Source organism: Fusibacter ferrireducens, from assembly GCF_015352425.1.
In the GTDB taxonomy this organism is placed as follows: Bacteria; Bacillota; Clostridia; order Peptostreptococcales; family Acidaminobacteraceae; genus Fusibacter_A; species Fusibacter_A ferrireducens.
Genome location: NZ_JADKNH010000003.1, coordinates 156,134 through 178,241, shown reverse-complemented (window position 1 = coordinate 178,241; position 22,108 = coordinate 156,134). Strand labels below are relative to the sequence as shown.

At 37.7% G+C, this 22,108-nt stretch carries 23 protein-coding genes and 1 riboswitch; of the genes, 5 read left to right on the top strand and 18 right to left on the bottom strand.

The window, feature by feature from the left end; genetic code table 11:
- Positions 1-4: 4 nt before the first annotated feature.
- The 3 genes from modA to ISU02_RS05910 are packed head-to-tail and all read left to right on the top strand — an operon-like array spanning position 5 to position 2,700.
- Positions 5-898 (top strand): molybdate ABC transporter substrate-binding protein, encoded by an 894-nt coding sequence (modA, locus tag ISU02_RS05920; RefSeq protein ID WP_194700884.1) that lies wholly within the window; start codon positions 5-7, stop codon positions 896-898.
- A 40-nt stretch (positions 899-938) separates the two neighbouring features.
- A complete protein-coding gene (gene modB, locus ISU02_RS05915) occupies positions 939-1,622 on the top strand; it encodes a molybdate ABC transporter permease subunit (RefSeq protein ID WP_194700883.1) in 684 nt (227 codons plus the stop codon).
- Between the two features lie 4 nt (positions 1,623-1,626).
- A complete protein-coding gene (locus ISU02_RS05910) occupies positions 1,627-2,700 on the top strand; it encodes a sulfate/molybdate ABC transporter ATP-binding protein (protein ID WP_194700882.1) in 1,074 nt (357 codons plus the stop codon).
- Here ISU02_RS05910 and ISU02_RS05905 read toward each other — a convergent pair.
- On the bottom strand, positions 2,697-4,025 hold the full coding sequence (locus tag ISU02_RS05905) for an aminotransferase-like domain-containing protein (protein WP_194700881.1): 1,329 nt from the start codon (positions 4,023-4,025) through the stop codon (positions 2,697-2,699). The genes ISU02_RS05910 and ISU02_RS05905 overlap by 4 nt on opposite strands.
- Before the next feature lie 104 nt (positions 4,026-4,129).
- Here ISU02_RS05905 and ISU02_RS05900 point away from each other — a divergent pair, with 104 nt between their 5' ends.
- Positions 4,130-4,534, top strand: coding sequence for a GNAT family N-acetyltransferase (locus ISU02_RS05900; protein WP_194700880.1), 405 nt, complete (start codon positions 4,130-4,132; stop codon positions 4,532-4,534).
- Between the two features lie 194 nt (positions 4,535-4,728).
- On the opposite strand, the gene ISU02_RS05895 is transcribed toward ISU02_RS05900, so the two are convergent.
- The 14 genes from ISU02_RS05895 to ISU02_RS05830 form a co-directional block, all read right to left on the bottom strand.
- Positions 4,729-5,757 (bottom strand): 3-deoxy-7-phosphoheptulonate synthase, encoded by a 1,029-nt coding sequence (locus ISU02_RS05895; RefSeq protein WP_194700879.1) that lies wholly within the window; start codon positions 5,755-5,757, stop codon positions 4,729-4,731.
- A gap of 308 nt (positions 5,758-6,065) precedes the next feature.
- A complete protein-coding gene (locus tag ISU02_RS05890) occupies positions 6,066-8,351 on the bottom strand; it encodes a xanthine dehydrogenase family protein molybdopterin-binding subunit (protein ID WP_194700878.1) in 2,286 nt (761 codons plus the stop codon).
- A complete protein-coding gene (locus ISU02_RS05885; protein ID WP_194700877.1) occupies positions 8,351-8,800 on the bottom strand; it encodes a (2Fe-2S)-binding protein in 450 nt (149 codons plus the stop codon). Before ISU02_RS05885 ends, ISU02_RS05890 begins: the two co-directional genes overlap by 1 nt.
- Positions 8,790-9,617, bottom strand: a complete 828-nt coding sequence (locus tag ISU02_RS05880) for an FAD binding domain-containing protein (protein ID WP_194700876.1) — start codon at positions 9,615-9,617, stop codon at positions 8,790-8,792. The genes ISU02_RS05885 and ISU02_RS05880 overlap by 11 nt, the downstream gene beginning before the upstream one ends.
- Positions 9,618-9,709: 92 nt before the next feature.
- Entirely contained in the window at positions 9,710-10,513 is an 804-nt protein-coding gene (locus tag ISU02_RS05875; protein WP_194700875.1) for a GNAT family N-acetyltransferase, read from the bottom strand.
- Between the two features lie 22 nt (positions 10,514-10,535).
- Complete coding sequence (locus tag ISU02_RS05870; RefSeq protein WP_194700874.1) at positions 10,536-11,438, bottom strand: helix-turn-helix domain-containing protein; 903 nt, start codon at positions 11,436-11,438, stop codon at positions 10,536-10,538.
- A gap of 400 nt (positions 11,439-11,838) precedes the next feature.
- Positions 11,839-12,351, bottom strand: a complete 513-nt coding sequence (locus tag ISU02_RS05860) for a flavodoxin family protein (RefSeq protein WP_194700872.1) — start codon at positions 12,349-12,351, stop codon at positions 11,839-11,841.
- Between the two features lie 78 nt (positions 12,352-12,429).
- The gene (locus tag ISU02_RS05855) at positions 12,430-13,263 is read right to left on the bottom strand and encodes an alpha/beta fold hydrolase (RefSeq protein WP_194700871.1); all 834 of its coding nucleotides are present in this window, start codon (positions 13,261-13,263) and stop codon (positions 12,430-12,432) included.
- A gap of 51 nt (positions 13,264-13,314) precedes the next feature.
- A complete protein-coding gene (locus ISU02_RS05850; protein ID WP_194700870.1) occupies positions 13,315-13,737 on the bottom strand; it encodes a MarR family winged helix-turn-helix transcriptional regulator in 423 nt (140 codons plus the stop codon).
- An 87-nt stretch (positions 13,738-13,824) separates the two neighbouring features.
- Positions 13,825-13,953 (bottom strand): LDCC motif putative metal-binding protein, encoded by a 129-nt coding sequence (locus ISU02_RS24095; RefSeq protein ID WP_267459414.1) that lies wholly within the window; start codon positions 13,951-13,953, stop codon positions 13,825-13,827.
- A gap of 1 nt (position 13,954) precedes the next feature.
- On the bottom strand, positions 13,955-15,343 hold the full coding sequence (locus ISU02_RS05845) for a sensor histidine kinase (RefSeq protein WP_194700869.1): 1,389 nt from the start codon (positions 15,341-15,343) through the stop codon (positions 13,955-13,957).
- Entirely contained in the window at positions 15,340-16,020 is a 681-nt protein-coding gene (locus tag ISU02_RS05840; protein ID WP_194700868.1) for a response regulator transcription factor, read from the bottom strand. The genes ISU02_RS05845 and ISU02_RS05840 overlap by 4 nt, the downstream gene beginning before the upstream one ends.
- A 167-nt stretch (positions 16,021-16,187) precedes the next feature.
- Positions 16,188-16,424, bottom strand: coding sequence for an SHOCT domain-containing protein (locus ISU02_RS05835; protein WP_194700867.1), 237 nt, complete (start codon positions 16,422-16,424; stop codon positions 16,188-16,190).
- A gap of 105 nt (positions 16,425-16,529) precedes the next feature.
- Entirely contained in the window at positions 16,530-16,721 is a 192-nt protein-coding gene (locus tag ISU02_RS05830) for an SHOCT domain-containing protein (protein WP_194700866.1), read from the bottom strand.
- 271 nt (positions 16,722-16,992) lie between these two features.
- Between ISU02_RS05830 and ISU02_RS05825 the strand changes: the two genes are divergently transcribed.
- Positions 16,993-18,102, top strand: a complete 1,110-nt coding sequence (locus ISU02_RS05825) for an HD-GYP domain-containing protein (protein ID WP_194700865.1) — start codon at positions 16,993-16,995, stop codon at positions 18,100-18,102.
- A 248-nt stretch (positions 18,103-18,350) separates the two neighbouring features.
- Here ISU02_RS05825 and ISU02_RS05820 read toward each other — a convergent pair whose 3' ends face one another.
- The 3 genes from ISU02_RS05820 to ISU02_RS05810 are packed head-to-tail and all read right to left on the bottom strand — an operon-like array spanning position 18,351 to position 21,617.
- Entirely contained in the window at positions 18,351-19,682 is a 1,332-nt protein-coding gene (locus ISU02_RS05820) for a hypothetical protein (protein WP_194700864.1), read from the bottom strand.
- Positions 19,669-20,967: a glutamate-cysteine ligase family protein gene (locus ISU02_RS05815; RefSeq protein ID WP_194700863.1), complete on the bottom strand. Its 1,299-nt coding sequence runs from the start codon at positions 20,965-20,967 to the stop codon at positions 19,669-19,671. The genes ISU02_RS05820 and ISU02_RS05815 overlap by 14 nt, the downstream gene beginning before the upstream one ends.
- 26 nt (positions 20,968-20,993) lie before the next feature.
- Entirely contained in the window at positions 20,994-21,617 is a 624-nt protein-coding gene (locus ISU02_RS05810) for a TetR/AcrR family transcriptional regulator (protein ID WP_207736202.1), read from the bottom strand.
- A gap of 249 nt (positions 21,618-21,866) precedes the next feature.
- A riboswitch (glycine riboswitch) is annotated at positions 21,867-21,956 on the top strand.
- Positions 21,957-22,108: the final 152 nt, after the last annotated feature.

The following is a 22,108-nucleotide window of genomic DNA, read 5'->3' as shown; positions in this document are numbered from 1 at the left end:
ATTTATGAGAAAGACAAAGACACCTTTTTCAAGGATATCGTTTTACTTTTTTATGACATTTATGTTAGTTACTCTATTTATACTCACCAGTTGTCAATCTAAACCCAACACTGAAAATAGCGATTCCAAAGAACCTGCTTCAAATCAGATCAGCGCTGACAAAGCAAGTGGCACATCAGAGGAAGCAACGGTTACATCACAAGAAGTTACCCTTACGATTTCCGCTGCAGCAAGTATGACAGAAGCTTTATCAGAAATAAAAACGCTCTATGAAACAAAATTCCTTGGGAATACACTTTTATTGAATTTTGCGAGTTCAGGCAGTTTGGAACAACAGATTGAACAGGGTGCGGATGTGGATGTCTTTTTATCTGCATCTCCAAAATACACAAACCTCTTAAAAGAAAAATCTTTAATTATCGATGATTCGCTTGTCAATCTCTTAAAAAATGAAATCGTCCTTGTGACCCACTTAAATTCACCACTAAATGCACTTGAATTTGATGCTCTAGATACTGCTGATTATGATAAAATTGGTATTGGACAACCAGAAAGCGTGCCTGCTGGTCAATATGCGGAAGAAATTTTGACAACGCTCGGCATTAAAGACGCCGTTTATACACATGCAGTTTTCGCAAAAGATGTCAAAGAAGTGCTGACTTGGGTTGAAACAGATAATGCGGATTTAGGTATTGTCTACTCAACAGATGCAGCCAATTCTAAAAGTGTAAAGATCTTATCCAATGCCCCTGCAGATTCTCATAAGACCATTATATACCCAGCAGTGGTTATAAAGGAAACTAAACATATAGCAGAAGCAACTGAGTTTTTAAACTTTTTAAGCGAACAAGACACCATGAACGTTTTCTTAAAATACGGTTTTTTATCTGCACAATAAACCAAAATGGTTCGACTATAACGCGTACGGAGGCATCAGAATGTCATTTGATTTTACCCCAGCATTAATTTCTTTAAAAGTCACATGTGTTTCAACAGCCATTACTTTTGTCATTGGGCTTTTGTTGTCATGGTGCATGTGGCAATATAAGGGCAAATTCAAGGCGCTCATCGATGGTATTATCACGTTGCCTCTCGTTTTGCCACCTACAGTAGCGGGATTTATCATCTTACTCCTCATTGGGAAAAACGGCCCCATCGGCAATTTTCTAGCTCTATTCGATGTCAAAATCATCTTTTCATGGTATGCGGCAGTGATTGCATCTGTGGTAGTTTCATTGCCTCTGATGTATAAAACTTCTCTTTCCGCTTTTGAACAGCTTGATCCCAACATTGCCGACGCCGCCCGCACATTGGGCGTTTCCGAATGGACTGTTTTTGCCAAGGTTTCCTTACCCTTAGCTTGGCCCGGTATAGCCGCTGCAACTGCGTTATCTTTTTCTAGATCACTTGGTGAGTTTGGTGCCACACTGATGGTTGCAGGCAGTATTCCAGGTAAAACGCAAACAATTCCCATTGCCATTTACTTTGCAACTCAAAGCGGCAACATGAAATTGGCATTCGTATGGGTTATGATCATCTTCTCCATTTCACTTGTGACACTTGTCTCTATGAATTATTGGAACCAATATCAATTTACTAAAAAACTGGGGTCTAGGAGGTAAGCCTTTGAGTATTCAAATCGATATTCAAAAAAAACTACAGGGATTTCACCTCGATTTGTCACTTCATACCGAAGCATCCATTCTTGGCATACTCGGCGCTTCTGGTTCAGGTAAAAGCATGTTGCTCAAATGTATTGCCGGGCTCGTTAAACCCGATTCAGGTTGCATCGAAATCAATAAAAGGACATTCTTTAGCAGTCACGCTCACATCAATCTAAAACCTAGAGATCGGAAAACTGGATATGTCTTTCAAAATTATGCGCTCTTCCCGCACTTGACGGTTAGAGAAAATATCGCATTTGGCCTACATCGTAAACGTGACGATCAAGAAACAAACCTCATCACTCTAATTTCAAAACTTCACCTCAATGGTCTTGAACATAAATATCCCTCTCAAATTTCAGGCGGACAGCAACAACGTGTGGCATTGGCGCGTGCACTTGCCACCAATCCTGATATGCTTTTATTAGACGAGCCCTTTTCTGCACTAGATGAACACCTTAGAAAAGAAATGATCAAAGAAATGGCACAGTATCTCAGTCTTTTTAAGGTTAAAACACTCTATGTGACTCATCAAATGGATGAGGCTTATTATCTCTGTGATGATATTGCAGTGATTAAACAGGGACAAATTGACAGCATCAGTCATAAAACTACTTTATTCACCAATCCCCTTACACTTGAATCCGCTAAAATAACAGGGTGTAAAAACTTTTCTAAGTTTGACATCGCCGCATCCCAGAAAATAATTTGCAAAGATTGGGGCATTGAGCTTCCCATGTGCCTACAAGCGCCAGCAGCTTCCACTAAATGCTCTACTCTGGGTATTCGCAATCATCATCTAAAATGCGTGGATGCATCCACAGCCTCTAGAGCATCCAATCAAATTCAAGGTTGGATCTCCGACATCGTAAAAATGCCCACACAGTCAACGCTTTACGTTAAGTTCAATCGTCCCCCTAGCGGCCCAGAAGATTATCACGTTCAACTGGATGTACCGCACGAAAAAAGAGCACAGATAAAAGAAATGATCTTCGTAGAATTTCCAACGGATAGGCTTCTCTTTCTGGAGGATTAGGCTTCAAATAATACTCTAACACGCTTCAATTTTTCAACATCATGTATCGGAACGCTAATCAGGCTGATTCTGATACATTTTTTTTGACTGCCAAAGGAAGAGCCTTCTTTTAAAAGAATGCCCTCTGCTCTCAACTGTTCGATAATGGCATCCACTTGAACGGTCTCCTCAAACTCTCCCCAAATAAAAATACCACCTTCTGGAACATGCCATTGCACACCTTTAGTCTCGTTAATATTTTTATCCTCTTTAAAGATAGCTTTGGCCTTAGCCATTTTTTGCGTATAGTGTTTACGAATCTTTTGAATATGTTTTTCATACATACCCGATTTAATAAAGACCTCAAGAGCCGCTTGATTGGTCTTGGACGTCCCTAGATCATTAATGTGCTTTAAATGTTTGAGCGTATCACTATAGATTTTTGGAAAAATCATAGCGCCTATTCTAATTCCAGGAATAAATGTCTTCGAAAACCCTCTCAAGTAAAAGTGTTGCTCACCTAAATTATAATAAATTAGGGGCATCTGCCGCTTTTTAGGGGCCAATTCTGCCAAATAGTCATCTTCTATTAAAGTCACATTGTACGCATTGGCAAGTGTAACGATTTCTCTTTTTATCGGTTCGTCTAAACTATACCCGGTTGGGTTATGATGCCTTGCAATCAGGTAAAAAGCTGTTATATCCTCTCTCTTAAATAAAGTCTCTAGCTTTTTAAGATCGTATCCATCAACTTTCCTTTCAATCGTTTCAACAGTAATCCCCATAGAAACGGCAAGTTCTAGCGCAAGGCTATAAGTAGGATTTTCCATGAGCAACGTCTTTTGCCGATCTCCAAATAGCAATTGAAAAATCAAGTATATCCCCTGCTGTATACCATTTGTAATCATAATCTGCTCTTTTTTTACATAAATACCGTCTTCCTCATATAGCTTGGCAAGTAAATCTCTGAGTGATGTCAATCCCTGTATATCGCCCAGATGCAAGAGTGTGTTTTTATATTGAACCATTGCACTTTCCATAGCACTCAAGAAAAGAGTATATGGCACCATGTTATTTTCTGGAATTACACGTGTGAAATCCGTATACACTACAGTATTAGATTCAACTTCAAATGTCCTAGTGAGGTAATATCCGCCTCTTTCAACTGCATAGACCATATGATTTTGTTCCAGTTTTTTATAAGCCTTTTGTACAGTGAGTTTATTGACACCCAGTGATTTTGCCAAAACTCTACAACTCGGCAATTTTTGATTCAATTTATACTGATTCTCCTGAATTAACTTTATAATGTCATGATAGACCTGAGTATTTTTATCTTGAATCATCTGTTGTTCCTTTCTGTCTTAGTACAGAACCATTTTAATACTATTGTGTCGTTCTTTAAATACCTCTATAGTCATTATATAAGAATTTTAAGGAGGTACAACATATGAATTCAACTTATGCAATCCAAATCATAAAAGGCAAGACAAACAGCGCTTCTGTTAAGAAGCTCTTAGAGCAATCCTATTGGGCTAAAGATAGACCATTAGAACTCATTGAATCTGCAATGGCACACTCTCTCAATTTCGGCGTATTTTTAGAGGATGAACTTGTGGGCTTTGGCCGGGTCGTGACTGATTATTCAACGATTTACTGGTTATGTGATGTTATTATCGATGCAGAACACAGAGGCCAAGGGCTCGGTAAAAAATTAGTTTCCACAATCACCAATCACAAGACAATTTCGGGTATTCGAGGTATTCTGGCCACTGCTGATGCCCACGGCCTCTATGCGCAATATGGATTTGAAACACTACCAGATCGACTTATGTCAAAAAAAAGGCCTGATTAACGCACAAAAAAACAGATGAGTATCTTATGAACTTCATCTGTTTTTTTATTAATATCATTAGTTTTCGTCCAGCTTAGAGGCAGGAATGTTTAACCTGCTCTAAGCGGTTAGACGAGGACGGGTCAGGCAAAACAAGGTTTTGGCGGACAATGATTTTATAGACGACAGCGCCTGTAGACAACAGCGCGTTCATTTTAGAGTTGATCGGCAATATCAAGGATTAATCGCTCTGATTGATCCCATCCCAAACAACCATCCGTTATGGATTGACCAAATGTTGTGCCGGTAACGGGTTGTGAGCCTTCCACTAGATAGCTTTCAATCATAAGTCCCTTTATGATTTTGCCAATATTTTCGGAGTATCTCATATTTCTGAGGACTTCATGTGCAATTCTAGGTTGTTCTTTGTATTGTTTCATGGAATTTGCATGACTGCAATCCACAATAATAGCTTGATTCGCCAAGTTGCGCTCTTCATACTTTTTGGAGACATATCTTAAATCTTCATAGTGATAATTTGGGATATTTCTGCCATATTGATTGACTGCCCCTCTGAGTATAGCGTGTGCCAGAGGGTTGCCCGATGTTTTCACTTCATTACCTTCGTGAATGAATTCGTGTGCAAGCTGAGCAGCCTTTATTGAATTTAGCATGACACCAATGTCACCACTCGTTGGATTTTTCAGTCCCACTGCACCATCAACACCGCTTACCGTCAATCTATGCTGTTGGTTCTCCACAGATCTAGCACCAATGGCGATATAGCCCAAAAGATCTTCAACATATCCTAAATTATTAGGGTAAAGCATTTCATCTGCTGAGGACAAATGTGTATTTTCTAACACCTTAAGTTGCATGTTACGTATGGCTTTAATCCCTGCAGTTACATTGGGGGTTTCATTTGGATCGGGCTGATGCATCATGCCCTTATAGCCTTCACCAGTGGTTCTCGGCTTATTGGTATACACTCTTGGAATGATCAAAATTTTATCTTTGACCTTCTCTTGAATTTCAGCAAGTTTTGTAACATAGCTCATAACAGCGTCTTGATCATGTGCCGAACAAGGGCCAATAATCAAGATAAAGCGGTTGTCTTCACCTGTGAAAATCGACTTTATCTCCACATCACGTTGCGCTTTAACTTTTAGCAAGTGATTTGGAACGGGCAGTAAACTTTTTATTTCAGCCGGGGAGAGAACCTTATTAACTAATTCAAATGACATGCATGCCTCCTTGTATTGATTATTGTGCCTTCAGTCTTTTATTTTAAAACACTCTTGTCTTTTAATGACAAGAGTGTTTATATTAAGCAATTGTTGCTTGACTGATATCGTTGGTCTAACGTGTATGTGCATACGTATTCTATGGACATACAATGGCTTAATTTCAATAGTTTTAATCAAGGATACAACTTGTTCTAATAGATGTCAACCCTACGCCTTTAATTCTAATTAATTTACTTTTTAATTTTATGACCTAAAATTATTTGTACATAACTATATCCTAACTATAGCTTATGCGCTCACATCTTTTAGGCTCTATTTTGCTCCAAAAGTTCATAGAATTTAGATGGTGTTATAGGTAATTTTCTGACACGTATGCCCGTTGCATTGAAAATAGCATCCATAATGGCCGGTGAGGCTGTGTTGATGACAATCTCCCCTATGGATTTTGCGCCATATGGACCTGTGGGTTCATAACTTGGTGCAAACTCAACACGAGTGATCAATGCGTCTTTTCTCGAAGGCAACTTATAAGTTAAAAAGCTGGCATTTTTCTCATCACCATTTGTCGCACGTTCAGATTCCTCATAGAGTGCCATGCCTATGCCTTGGAGCATCCCACCTTGAGCTTGAACAGTTGCGAGATTTGTATTGATAGGTGTCCCGCAGTCGATGACACCGACGAAATCCACCACATGAATTTGACCGGTCTCCAAATCGATTTCAACTTCCACAAATCCTGCCTTATAAGGCGGTGCTTCCTTATCGCACACGTGGCTATCTGTGACGGTTATCTGCTTACGATTGAGCTTCCCACCCAGTGCTTCAAGTGTCAATGTGCTTTCTTCAGTACGGAACACACCGTTACTGTAAGTCACTTGATCACATGGCACAGATAAAATTGCCGCCACTTCACTTTTTAGCGTCTCAATCATTTTATCAGAAGCTTTACGCACTGCAGTGCCGGTTACATAAGTTGAACTTGAAGCGTAAGAGCCATCGTCATATGGTGTTACATCTGTATCTGCTGAGTACACATTAATTCGATCCAGTGGTACTTGCAAACTCTCGGCAGCCATTTGAGATAAAATCGTATCACATCCTGTGCCCATGTCCGTTGCGCTGATCAAAAGTGTGAAAAAACCATCGCTATTCAATTTTATAGTAGCACTTCCAGAATCTATATTGAGTACGCCAGAACCTTGAATGGCAAGTGCCATACCGACGCCTCTCACTTTTGTATCACTCACTTTGACCGAAGGATATTTATTATACCAATCGATCATTTCTCGACCTCTTTTGAGGCAATATTCGAGTTCACAGGTGTCTTGTCTTGTGACATCTTCATCATACACATGACTCGTCCCAAGTCGTAAGTGATCTCCTAGATGAATAATGTTCTTTTCTCTTAATTCAGTGGGATCCATGTTCAGTTCATGTGCCAATTCATTCATGATGGATTCAATGGCAAACCCACCCTGTGTCTTGCCGTAGCCCCTATACGCTCCTGAAGAAACATGATTGGTATAAACCGCTTTGCCATCAAATCTGTAGCCTTCCGTCTTGTAGTATGCCATGATCTTTTCAGCACAGGCACTCATTACTGTGCCAGCATGTTCGCCATATGCCCCAGTGTCAGAAGTGGCTTTAACATCAAATGCTTTTACGATACCGTCCTTAGTGGCGCCAATTTTAACTTCAAAGTAAAAGGGATGCCTTCTTGTGGTCCCCAGAAAAATTTCTTTTCTCGTGTAAAAGATTTTAGCGGGTTTACCTGTCTTAAGCGTCACAAGTGCTGGAAAGAATTCAGATGCAGATGATTGTTTACAGCCAAATCCACCACCAATTCTTGGTTTGATCACACGCACTTGACTCATGGGTAAATCCATTGCATTTGCAATCATGCGCCTCACGTGGAAGGGAATTTGAGTCGATGATACCACCACAAGTCTACCTGTATGATCTAAATAAGTATAGGTCGTTACAGGTTCCATCATGGCTGGATGTGTGGCTTGAGTTTCATAATTTCTCGTCAAAATGACGTCACTTTCCTCAAAGCCCTTCTCATAGTCGCCCACTTCTACAAAATAAGAGGATGCTATGTTCTTTTCTGGCTTAAACCCGAATTCAAAGTGCGTAAAAGCATCTGTTTCAGGATGAACGATGCTGACATGTTCTGTGGCAGTTTTATAGTCTAACACAGGTTCTAGCACTTCATATTCTACCTTGATCAACTTCATTGCCTTAATGGCAATTGCCTCTGTTGTAGCTGCAACAATTGCAACTTCATCCCCTTTATACCGAACAATTTCGTCGAGCATTTTCCAGTCCTGTGGCGATGGTTCAGGATAAGTTTGGCCTGCCCTTGTGAACCTTTTATTGGGTACATCTTTATAAGTAAGCACACAAGCCACACCAGGTACTTTTTCTGCTTTCGAGGTGTCTATGTGCTTAATTCTCGCAAAGTGATGCTCGCTTCTCAGCAATTTAATAATCAAGGATTCTTTAGGTGCCAAATCATTGGTATAAACAGGTGCGCCTGTTGCAAGCTTCATACCGTCTTTTTTCGGTGCAGCAGAATTGACAATTTTCATTATTCCACCCCCATGTATTTCTTAATCCCCTTAAGCTGTGCCACATAACCACTACATCTGCATAGATTACCTGTAATATAGTGAATGATCTCTTCTTCTGTGGGATTTACGAGTTCTCGCTTCATGGCTATTGCTGTAAGCGCAAGTGAAGGCGTACAATAACCGCATTGATCGCCACCTTCCGCAACGATCAATTGCCCTAATTTCATCGCCTCTTCTTGTTCCCCTTCAAGTGTTGTGATGGATTTGCCTTCAGCTCTTGCAGCCAAATAAGTGCACGATAAAACAGGCTTGTCGTCCACTAAAACTGTACAAGCGCCACAAGTGCTCTTGTCACAACCACGTTTTACACTTTTGCACCCATTATCCCGCAACACTTCTGACAAATAATCATCAGGGTTTATTTCAATTGACTTTATCTCACGATTTAATGTCACTTTAATCTTCATGGTTTACCTCCCTAATGGCACGCTTAACAAGCACTTTACTCATGGCTTGTCTATAGGATTGACTGCCGAAACGATTGGTTCCAAAGATGAGGTTATCGGAAACAGCAGATAATATGAGCTCTTGCCCTTCTATATTTTCAGGATTGACCTCTTTTTTATCATTTATAATTGACATTGCTTCCAGTGCAAAATTAGACACACCTGGTCTTGCACCTACCACAATCTTATATCGCCCATCCACTTTGCTCACTGCCGCATTGATGATGGCAAAGTCACTGCTCGAATTTCTAAGCATTTGAAAACTGCATTTTATAGGCTGTTTCATAATCTTAATTTTAATTAAAATATCCTTGGCATCACGTTTATGTGCACGAGGCGTTTTAAGGTATTCACTTAACGCTATTTCACCTTTTTTATAAAATACAAGTGATGTTTCGAGCACCATCAAAGCCGTGATCAGATCTGAAAAGCCGTACTTAGCAAATACTGTACCGCCAATTGTCGCAATATTGCGAAGCTGCACGCCCACAATATTTTCTAATGACTTCCTAAATATATTTTCAAAAGCATCATTTAATGATTTATTGGTTTCCAGTTGTCTCAGCGTCGTCATGGCCCCAATTTCAAAATGTTGCTCTGTTTCACAGATTTCATCCAGTTCCAAAAGAGATAAATCCACTGCTGTATCTATGGTTAAATCGTGTGCCAATCTTAAAAAAGCACCACCACCCAAAATGCGATTATTGATTTTCTCATTTGCAATCTGATAAGCTTCTTCTATGGTCTTTGGACTCACCCAATTTTTTATTTTAATCATAGTGCACCTCCTCACAAAGACTATATTAACACAAAACCCCTCCTAGAACTATCATTTCAACATGACTTAATTGAGAAAAGCAACAAAAAATTTTAAAATGACTTAACGCGGTACCAATATTGATAAAGCTCTTGAAACCCTAAATTTCCATAGAGCCTCTTTGCAGCTTCATTGTCCGCAACAACTTGAAGATAGGCAATCTCAGCTCCCATTTCTTTTGCCTTTTCAAGGAGTGTTCTCATGATTGCTTTACCAATGCCCTTACAACGATATTGCTCATGAACCGCTATATCAAATAGTCCCACATAACCCGCTTCAACCACTGCTTGACCCGCTCCAATCCACTTATCACGATCTCGAACACTCAAATAAAGGACTGGATTTGATATTTTTCCAAGACATGCTTGCAAGGCATTGCACTCTTTTTCAGATAAACACTTAAATGCTATATAATCCTCTAACCATTTCGGTTCCAAAGTCTCTTCAATGCTCATAGTAAGCGTCCCCATATCAATGTCCTTACTTTGAAAATTTAGGTTTGGCTCAAAATCTGTATCCAGATTTAGGATCATCACATTTGTCGGTGTCACTTTTAAATAACCTCTTGATGCCAACAGGATATCCATAGCGTTATGCGTCTCTCTATTGGTCATCTTAAAGGCAATTTCAGAATAACGCTCCTTAAAAAAGGCCTCACAATAATCTATTTTATGATGAATCCCCTCACCACTTGACGTCGTCAATACATTGACAGAATTAATGCGTCTGCTGGGATAATTTGGTGTTCTCCTAATCACCCAGCCATCATATAGGTCAACAAACGCCGCAGGAAAGGCGTTTAAAGATATCTCTTCTATATTTCTATCTATTCTTTTATCTCTATCCTTTTTTTTCATCCTACGAATACCTCACAGTTTATTATTGTTCCCCTTGAATATATTTTAAAAGCACAGCATATCCCAATTCTATTGCCTTTTGGTTTAAAGTGTAAAACACTTCATTCTTATCTTTATTTTGAATTTCTACAAATCCAGCATCCTTGAAGAGCTTCATATGTCTTGAAATTGTACTCGCATTCACATCCAAAATTGTTGCCATTTCATTGACACTATAGGATTTTTGATTTAAGAGCCTCAAGAGTTTTAGTCGCGTTTTATCGTTAAAAGCCTGAGTTGTGAGCAGTAGCATATCGCTTGGTTCCACTAAATTCCGCGACGGCTTGGTAAGTGCATAATAAAATACAAAATCAGAATTGTGATACCAAAAGGTAATCTGTCTACATCCAAACACAGAGGGCAGTAAAACGATGGTTTCAAAATTCTGTATTTTCATTTCCAAATCAGGCTTTATGTTAAAATGAATCGTTTCGTCATCTTTATAAAAAAAACGATCTGTACAACTTGTAAGAAATAAAAATGGATCAGAATGCTTTAGGGCCTCGCTTATTCTTATGGTTTCCCACATGATTTGTCCCTGATAGTTCGTAATAATCGTTGAGGCCTTATTCTGCCATATGTCAAAAAGCATCTCAGCCTCCACAGCTGAAAGTTCATACGCTTCAGGATGTGACAAGAGGTTCAGCCACCATGATTCATGATTTGTCAGCCCAAGCTTGATATCCATGATGATCTTCTCAATAAAATGAAGCCAACCACGTGATTGATCTCCATATTGCATCACAAAAGCCAATTGATCTGCACTTAACTTTGATTCCAAAGTTTCCAGAGGTTGATTAAAAGGTTTAAAACGGTCTTGACTATAGAGTTCTCTAAATGCCAAGACCATATCCAAAATGGGGTAATAGCCTATTATTGTTTCCATTTTATGTGTTCGCCTCCAGTTTTCTTGAGTATATGCGCTTCCATGATATCTATATGCTATGTATGTTATTAAGCATTTAAATATTATAAATTGCATATTTGCGCATGTGCGCAAATATCATGTTAATAATATATACCATCTATATTCTATGTGTCAATGCAATTTTATTGTGCCCCAAAGCGATTTTCGCTGACGCTGTTTGAGGTTGAACATTCCTCAGCACAGCTTTCGGCTCAAATCTTGTTGCATATAACAACATTTGGGGCACTGCTCAATGCCCCAAAGCGACTTTCGCTGACGCTGTTTGAGGTTGAACATTCCTCAGCTCAGCTTTCGGCTCAAATCTTGTTGTTTAAAATAGTCCTCAAATGGGGTTAGTATTTGAGGACAGAGGTTTGTTTTATAATAGATTATTCTGTTTTAGCCAATCTTCGATGGACGCTCTCACTTCTTCATGAGTGACAATATCCTTATTGCCAATTAGCGCTCTTGTTTTTAAAGTATATATGCCTAGGACTTCTCCGCCCCTATCTATTATTTTACTTTGCAACTTATGGATTACTTTTTCTGGTCTGTTTTCATCCGCACCTGTGAGAATAAGCCAAACTTTTTTATCCTTAAAGTCGGTTTGATGAATAAAGCTATTGATTGCAGGCGTTGAATGTCCTGCCCAAACTTGACCTGCAACAAAAAGTGTTGTCATTGCATTGAGATCAATTGTCAGAGGTTCTATTCTACTTTTGAAACCCAACAGTGCACTCAATGCTGCCAAGGGTATATTGCCACTTGCTCTCATTTTTTTTTCAACAATTGGTTCAATTGGAACATCTAGCAGCTGTCCAAAAACTTCTGCCACAATTTTAGTGTTTCCAGTCCAAGAATAATAGACGATTGCACTCTTTGCCTTATCCATCACTACCTCCAATAATTAGAATTTACTTTGGGTTGATCCACTTAAGTTTTACCCTAAAATCAAAAATATAATTATTTATTATGAGGAAGTTCTCTCATCGTTTGCTTCTTCACATCTAAAAAGCCACTCTTTCACAAGTGCATTAAATAAAACAGACTGTTCTGCCTCTAGACTATGCCCTGCTCTATCCAAAGCCACATATGTGCCTCTTGGATATAAATCTAGAATGCCCCAAGCATCTTTATAACCCACACTTGTATCTTGCTTTCCATTTAAAAAGAGGACTGGCTTTTCAAATACATCAGAGGCCAATGCGTCATCAAAGGTAAACCCATAGCCATCAGCCCTCAAACGCTCCAAAAAAACCTCATCTGCCTTCAAAAGTCCAGGCATGACATAGGTTTTAAAATGCTCCCATGTTCGCTCATCTTGAACCACAGCGATGGATTCGTACATTTCTCTTTTTTGATCTGATAATCGCGCCAATAGCTCTGGATTTTTTAAGATGATTTCTCTGTGAGGAACTACTCTATCATGTGGCTTAATCATAGCACAGATAAAAAGAGCACCTTCAATTTGATCTGGCATCTCGTGGATTAGACCGCGTGTTAGGTACCCACCATAGGATTCACCTGCAACTAAAAAAGATTCACTGCCAATGATTTCATTCACAAATGATCTTACGACCTCAAGCATATCATCGGAGTTCTTAATTTGGTCACTGCCCTCTGTTCGTCCCATGCCGGGCAAATCAATATAAACTCTCTTATAATTGCTCATGGCATCGAAAATAGGTTCCATACACCCCATCATCAATCTATGGTCTGGCGTGTAACCATGAATCATTAAAATGGGTTTACCTTCTCCGACAATTTCATAATTAACTTTGATATTTTTCCATTTGTACCACATCATAAGCCTCCATATATAATTTGAATTCTAACTATATCCTTTTAAAAAAACTTATAAGTTGAGCATGACCTTCGTCAATAGGGCATCTAACACTTCTCTTTCAGATTCATCAAGGCATTTCAAGGGATCATGTCTAACCATAGCTTCTGGTCCAGAAGCGCCTCCAAGTGCATTAAACTTTTCTCTGCCAATTTCCGTGATTTTAACAAAGTACTGCTTGCCATTCTCTGGGTCCTTCTCTTTAACAATCCACTTGTTCTTTTCCATATTCTTGATAATAACACTTGCCGTTGGGCGATCACAATAGAGCATGTCTGCAATCTGAGATGGCAAAAGATATTCTTTTTTCATCAATTGCCTTAAGACAAACTGCTGCTTAAGCGTTATTTTAAAGGGGACGAGATCCTTTTGAAGTTTTCTGGACCAATTCAGATAAATGATCCCCAATTTGGACATGAGATGTAGTTTTGCCATATGAACTCCTTTTAAATAGTTAGAATACTAACTATAATTTATATAAAAAAAAGAATCCTGTCAAGTACTCAAGATTCTTCTGGTTAATTATTTTTGTTTTCTAGCCGACGGTTTGTTCATATCACAGCAATCCAAACGCTGATTTCCAAACACAGCTTTATTTTGTTCTGCAATCTTATCCAATAGTTTTTTAATTGCACGCTTCAATCGATTCAATTCAATCCACCTCTTCCAAAACCATTGGTAACTTCACAATGAATTCAGACCCTTCGTGAGATTCAGAAACCACTTGTATTGCGCCATTTAGAAGTTTCAAATTTTCTTTAACCAAATACAAGCCCAACCCATCTCCTGATATTTGTACATGATTTGACCCTCTATAATAGGCATTAAAAATCTGTTCTTGTTCTTCTGCTGGAATACCGATCCCACTATCCTTTATATGAATCATCAATTGATCTTGAAAGGTCTCGTAGGACAAACTGACGCTTCCTTCAGTTGAAGTGTACTTGTAGGCATTGGTCAAAAGATTGTACATCATTTGACTCAATAGATGTCGGTCAGATTTTATTGTCTGCTTTTCATGCGTTAAAAGCTGAAGTTCAATCCCCTTGCGGTCAAATTGCGCTTTTAAGCCCGCAATCATCTGCCTAAAAAAAGCACTCAGTTCAATGCTTTCAACGGATGTTTGCAATGTCATTGTTTCAACGTCAATAACGTTGCTCATATTCTCTATAATTTTAGCAACATCTTCAATTTGGAGTTGAAGCAATGCATGCTCTGAACGATCTAGTTTGATGATTTCATCTTCAATGCCCTCTAAATGCGTCCTTAAAACAGTCATTGGTGTTCTAGTCTGATGAACCAATTGATCTACAAGCTTCTTTCTACTCTTTTGCTTCAACTTGAGCCGAGTACTTAACTTTTCAAGACTCTCTCGAATAATATTGACTTCTCTAATATTGGATTTATGAAATTCGAGATTTTCATCCATCAGCAAGCTTTGCGCAAGATCTGCTGTTTCTATTAAATTTTTAGCCATATGCTTACTGATAAAAATGCCTATTATGATCGATAAAAAAACGGATATGCCAATGGCTAAAAAACTATTCCGAATTAAATTCGCCTTAAATAGGCGTGCGACAAATCCATTCTCGGCAGAACTTTGGCGCGTGACATTTAAGACGGCTTTCAATTCACCATCTATTCTAATTTCATACTGATCCACTTCCGACGAATATTTCACTGAAGCATTTTTCATCATTTCTCTCATGCTTTTGCCATTCATCATCATGAAATTTGAAGTTTCGTTATTGTTGACATCCACCAATACAGTGCCGTCTTTGTCGTATAATTTGATGTGTGTTATTGGATCTATGATGTGTGTTTCAAGCTCAATCGCCATTTGTCGATAAGAAATTGAGGATTCACTCATCGCTCGCTTTGTATAGTTTAAAACCTGTTCCACATGGTTTGTATAACTCTCTGTCATGTAGGCTTTAAAATATTGATTTGTAAGTGAAGTCATAATAATCCCATAGATCAGAATAGACGAAATTGCAATGCCAATCAATGAAATCAGCCAAAGTTTTCGAATCGTCATCATTTTTTGCCTCCAAAGACATAGCCAATGCCGTATTTCGTATGAATGAACATAGGCTCTTTTGGGTCATCCTCAATTTTTTGACGCAATCTTTTAACATAGCTATCGATATTACGATCATAGCCATCATATGCTTCACCGAAGGCCAACGCCATTATTTGTTCTCTCGAAAGCACTTGTTCTTGATGTATTATAAATGTCTTGATCAGTAGAAATTCAGCTGTTGTCACCATAATTTCATGTTGATCTTTAAAGAGTTTCATACTTTTTAAATCCAATTCCAAATTTCCATAAGACAAGATCTGTGCGTCATGAGAGGGATACGTCCTTTTGAGAAGCGCCTTAATGCGTCTCATGAGCTCTCTAGGACTAAAGGGCTTTATGACATAGTCATCCGCCCCTTGATCAAATCCTCTCAATTTATCCACCTCTTCTTGTTTGGCAGTGAGCATAATAACAGGAATATCTGAAATTTTTCTGATCTCCGAGAGCACTTGAAACCCATCTACTCCCGGCATCATAATATCCAAGAGCACAAGGTGAAAGGTATTGCCATTAAAGTATTCTAGAGCTTCTATTCCATTTTCAGCAAGTGTCCCCTGATAACCTTCATTTTCAAGATATTTCAAAACGATATTGCTAATTTCTCTATGGTCTTCAACAACTAAAATTGAATACATCCTGCTTTCCCCTTTATGCTTAATCTATACCTTTCAATAGCTTCTGTTTTCAATTAGGGCATACACTCTTGGTCATCTGAGTTGATACCCATCATACCCTTTGAATAACCATTAACCCTCAGACCTTCACACTTGCCATAAACGCCTTCACTAACATACGGCATACACTATTTTCTTTCCAAAAGTTCCTTTCTACGCGTGTATTCTTCTTCGGTAATTTCACCCTTAGCAAACTTTTCCTTTAGAATCATAATGGCTGCATCACTTTTGCGATGTCCTTTGCCTTTTGAAATGAAGTACGCAATGACAAGAATCACACCAATGACAATAAGCCATTGCCACATGCCAAAATACCCAAAACCAAAACATCCTGAATGGCCTATAAAACCTCTATTAAACATCATTTTTACTGCCTCCTTATTTTCAATAATTATTGTCTTCTACATTTTAATCACTTGCTAATGACTTGCTAATCACTTGCTAATCACTTGCGCAAAGAATTCATCACTTTAACGTTTCATGACATTTTTCATATTTTCGTAAGTCTCAGAATCAATTTCACCCATGACATATCTCTTGCTCAAGATGACTTCTGGTGTATCCTCTGATTGATTATGAACACGATGAACGCTCTGTACCTCATGATGCTGATAAAAATAATAAACTATCGCTATAATCCCAATTGTAAATAAAAACATCATACGATAACCTCCTCTTTCGTTATTCTATACTTTAATTTTACAACTCAATTGTGGCAGGATTATGATCAAAAAATCATTTATTATGATTATTGGACTCATTTAAAAAATTATTATGCCGATAAGTCTTAATAAGATACCGGTTGTCTTCTGATTATTTGACGGCGATTGTCTCTTGAATTATAATTATATTACAAAAACATTTATGAGCTTTAATCTATGTACTCTAACTTAAGTGCACTAATTTATGCATTTTTAAAGGAGAAAACAACTTATGCGGTTTAAACCCATTGAATATTTAAAAGAAAATGAAGTGTTAGCAGAAAACATTGTGAATATTTCCAATCAGATTTTATTACGTAAAAATGCCATTGTGAATTCTAAAAGCATTGAACGCATAAAAGCTTTAGGATTCAAATCACTTTATGTCAAAAATCCTGATGAGGAAGAGATCCTGGAAGAGGAAATTAAAGATATTATCGATCCAGCCATTAGAAAGAAAGCTGTTTTCGACGTTAAAACATGTGTCGACGAATTTTTTTCAAGTCTTTCCAAGCAGAAACAGCAACTCGTCTTTGGCGATTCAGGTCAAGCGTTAATTGATACATTGGACCAAGTATCCAGCAGTCTCATAGACGAAATTCTAAATTCTCAAGATTTGACCATCTCCATTATGGATATTAAATCGGAAAGCTATTACCTTTATGAACACGCAATCAACACAGCAGTATTGGCTATTATGCTTGGCGCAAAAATCGGCCTCAATACAAAGGATATGAGGAATATTGCGATTGCTTCCATACTTATCAATATTGGCTATAAGAATATTCCTCAAGAAGTATATGAACATTCCGAGCCGTTGTCTGAGAGTCAATGGGCCGAAATTAAAAAACATCCTAAATACAGTTATGATATACTCAGCAACAATACGAGTTTCAATGCACACATCAAATCAATCGTGTTACAGCATCATGAACGCTTAAACGGATCTGGTTATCCAAATGGCTTAGTGGGTTCTGAAATTCATCCACACACTAAAATCGTCATGCTTGCAGACGTCTACGATGCCATGACATCCGATCGCAAACATCGACTGGCACATCCTCATCACGAAGTTGTTGAGTATATTATGGGTTCAGCAGGGACACTCTTCGATTTTGATCTTGCAAGCACGTTTTGCAGATGTATTATTTTATATCCAGCGGGTTCATATGTACTATTGTCCAACGGTTTAAAAGCAGTGATCCTCAAAAATCATGCTTCACACCCACTGCGACCTATCGTTAGAACTTTTAAAAACGGTAAACTCAACAATGCCCCTGACGGCTATATTGATCTCCTTGAAACTCATAACTTAACCATTCAAAAACTTATTTATGATTGATTCAGACCAAGTGTGATTGATTTAAAGCAAGTGGCGCAATAAAACTCTTTGTGTTATAACTGCTTAATGGGTCTCTTTGTACTATAACTTTTTTATGAACATAAAAAAAGGACTTTCTCATATAGAAAATTAAATTTTTCTTTTGAAAGTCCTTTTTTGGTTTGAGAATTCTGCTTTCTATTTGTATTTAAAGTGCTTTAAATGCTCTATTCAAATCCATTTGTCATGTGCTCGTCAAAATATTCTATTTATAAAGGACTGGCCACAATTGATGACAATGAAAAACCATCATTCAGATCAGATATCACCGCATTAAACCCTGCACGTGTAAAAATGCCCTTCATCTTTTCATTATAAACAAAGACACCTGTGATATTATTATATTCTGCCACTTTAAAAGTGCCTTCACCAGAAAAATCTAGATTTTTATTAATGGACTTAGGACAAAATTCTTGAATAATACAACCTTCATCTGCTGCTTTTTCCAGCAACGCAATCCATGCTTCTCGATCGAATTCCTTCCCTGCATAAACACCTTTTGAAGCGTAGTAATCAATTGGTTTGACAATATACATGTCCTTATTTTCAACATATTTTTCAAAAGAATCCGTTCCACTGAGCGAACTGGTATAGGGAATATGCGCGTCAATGTATTCGAGTTCTTCTTCTGTAAAATATTTTCTCACCAAGGGATGATGAAGTGCTTCAAAATATTTTTTTGTATGAACAACTTGGGACTTAATTGAACCTATGATACAGGTTTTATTCGCTTTAATCCCATTAATTAGAGGTTCTAAATCATCATAATGCTCCATTAAGTCTCTCGTTACAAGTCTTCTGTAAATGATGTCTATCTTTTCCCCATTATAGTAGAGTACGCCATCTGCCTCAGTGAGTTCATCAGGACTGACAATTTGACACTTAAAGCCGTTGGCATTGAAATATTTTTTAAAGGCTTCAAATTCATGCGGAGATCCTTTAGACATATAATCCATAATAATCAAATGGGGTATCTCAGTACGCGTGCCGCCATTTTGAACATATTCTTCATAAATGCTTTTAACTTCATCTACCCACGATTGATAGAGTTCATATCTCTTAATCTGATGATTTTCTTTGAACTTATTTAACACAAAAGTATTGGTCAAAATATCTGTCAGCGGCGTCTCTTCATTCATGGCTGAGGTGCCATCCGTATTGAGCTCACAAAACTTGTAACTGCCATCTTCATAATAGAAAAAGTCAAATCTACCCATAGGGACTTTGGCATTAAACCGATGTGGTAAGAGGATGAGTTCTTCTAAACGTGAGTCAAAACCCCAAACGCTTCTCACTTCTGGATGATTAAAATAAATGTCTATCGATTTGTTGACGATTTCAAATATCCTCTTTGTCAACTTCTCAAAATTGAGGACATCCTCTTCTGAATACACTGCTGGAAAATATAAATAAGGCAATTGTTTCCCTTTGTAAACCGCATCTGAATTGCCAACAGCTTCATATGTTTTTTTATAGTCCTCGTCTACCTGTGCTCTGTGCGCATTTGCAAGAGCAACAAGCTCTTCATTAAAATTGAACATGCTCTCCTCCTGATATAATGACTTCTTTAAATAATGTTTGATCTTTTAAATAGATTGTTTTAAGGTACTCCGAATACGATTCATGGTTTTGAATCAAAGCTTTGAAACGAAGCAAAATCGATTTTTCATCAGATGACAATCCCTTTGCCGCATCATCGATCAAGCCTTCAATAAAAGCATTGCAAGTCTGCGGTAAATGTAAACACTCCAATTCAAATGCATAACTTTTCTTCACATGATCATTCCATTTTGAAATGACATTGTCATCCAAATTTAGACTCCACTTAAAATATTTATTCAAGTTTTCCTCATTGTAAAAAATGCCCTTTATCAGAGCTGGCACAGCGAGGCTATGAGGCCACGGCAACGCATCTGCCACTCTGATTTCCAAAAAATGCTTTACTCTTATATCTGGGAACACCATTGTCGTTGCATGAATCAACTGTTCCTTGCTCAATCTATGCTCCTGATCTAAATCAGCCACAGTTCGATGATCCGTTCTATATGAATCCTTGTCGTCAATCATCAGGATTGGTTCAGAATTGAGAATATAATTGCAATAGGCTTCATAGTCAAATTGACCCTCCATAGTGCCTTTTGGCATTTTACATCTATCGACATCTGTGTGATCCCAAATCTTTACTCTCAAGTTTTTACTCGTATAAATTTCACCCTCAAATATAGGAGATGCATCAAATAAGCGTGCAATGAAAGGCGCTAAAAAATTGGCCACACGGTATTTTTTTATGAAATCCTTTTCGTTTTCATAATCAATCGACACTTGTGTTGAGGCAGTTCCCTTCATCATATTTCTTGCAAGCTTGCCGCGTCTATGCAGTTCATCATACATAAATTCATATCTTTTTTTAGGAAGTAAGGGTAAGGTTTCAATCTTTGTTTTAGGATGATAGCCAAGTGAAATCAAGCTTTGGTCGTCAGATAAAATGCCCTCAATTTCCTTTTTAACACTTAAATATTCAGCCTCTATATCTGCAATATGTTCAAATGGCTTTATACTGATTTCCACTTGTCCCCCAGGCTCAAAAGACACCATATTGCCTGCTTTAACGGCATTGAAGACATCATCACCTTCGGCATATGCCACCTGCCATCCCAACGAAATGAGGTTGTGCATCAATTGCTTTTGTCCGTTTTTTTCAAAGTATTCATAGCTTCTGAGATCTGCCTTTGAAACAAGGAAGTGCTCAAACTCAACACCTATTTTTTTACTTGCTTTCTCACCGGATTTAAAATAATCCATTAAAATTGTCTTGCTTGATTTCATAATCGATGTCCTTGTAAATTCCTTTTTTATTTTTGGTTATAACAGATTTTAACTTGCTCCATTTTAACGGCATCCCACGCGACATCACAGGCTTTATTGACACCATAATCGCATAATTTACTGCCACAGCAAATGTTTCTTTTGGCAAGTTGGGAAGCTGGATAAAATGTAAATGCAAATAAAATTTCATCTGAAATATCTTTAATGACTTTGCCTTTTTTACCTTTATCAAAGAGTTCGTATATTTTTGAAAAATAACACATGCCATAATCCGCGTGATAATCCTTTGAAAAAGGAGAATTTGTAAACTGCATGATGTAATCAAATTCTCTATGATAGGTTAAGCAATAGTGATAATAATTTTGCCATATTTTTTTGTAAGCGGCTTCAATACAACCCTCTAAATCTACATCAACAAGTACATATTCACTCATTTCTTTCCTTATCTTAAGGTAAAGTTTACTTATCAAATCCTCCTTATTCTCAAAGTGAATGTATATAGTTGCCGGGGATACGCCAGCTGTTTTTGCAATTTTAGCAATAGATGCATTTGCAAATCCATCCGACATAAAATGTTCCATTGAAGCGTTCAAAATAGATTCATATTTTTTCTCATCTTTTACTCTCATAGATATATAATAAATGAGCATTCACTTATCGTCAATAATAAAAGAATGATCATTCTTTTAATTTTTATCCTTTAGCTGAAATAGCAGTCCTCTTTTATCTATCTATATTTATATGTTTATCATTGTGCATATATTCTCAGTTGCGTCTAAATTTTCAGTTGTCCCCTTGACAAGCCTTCAATAATTATGTTATCATTCATCTTAATTTAATAGGCTCGGATGAAAATCGTGGAATTAATAATAAGTACTCTTATTTTTAAAACCGTTATTGGACGAACCTCTGGAGAGACTCTTTATGAGCACCGAAGGGGAAAGCTGTTTACAGTGAAACTCTCAGGTACAAGGGACAGAGGCAGATGATTTGATCATCTTATATACAATATTTATTTTTGTATTGAAGGATGGCTTAGTAATGTGCTCAAATTCTCCAGAGGCTAATTTTTTATTAGTCTCTTTTTTATACGTAAAAGTTATGTGAAAGTTATAATTATCAAGGATATTAGGAGGAAAAA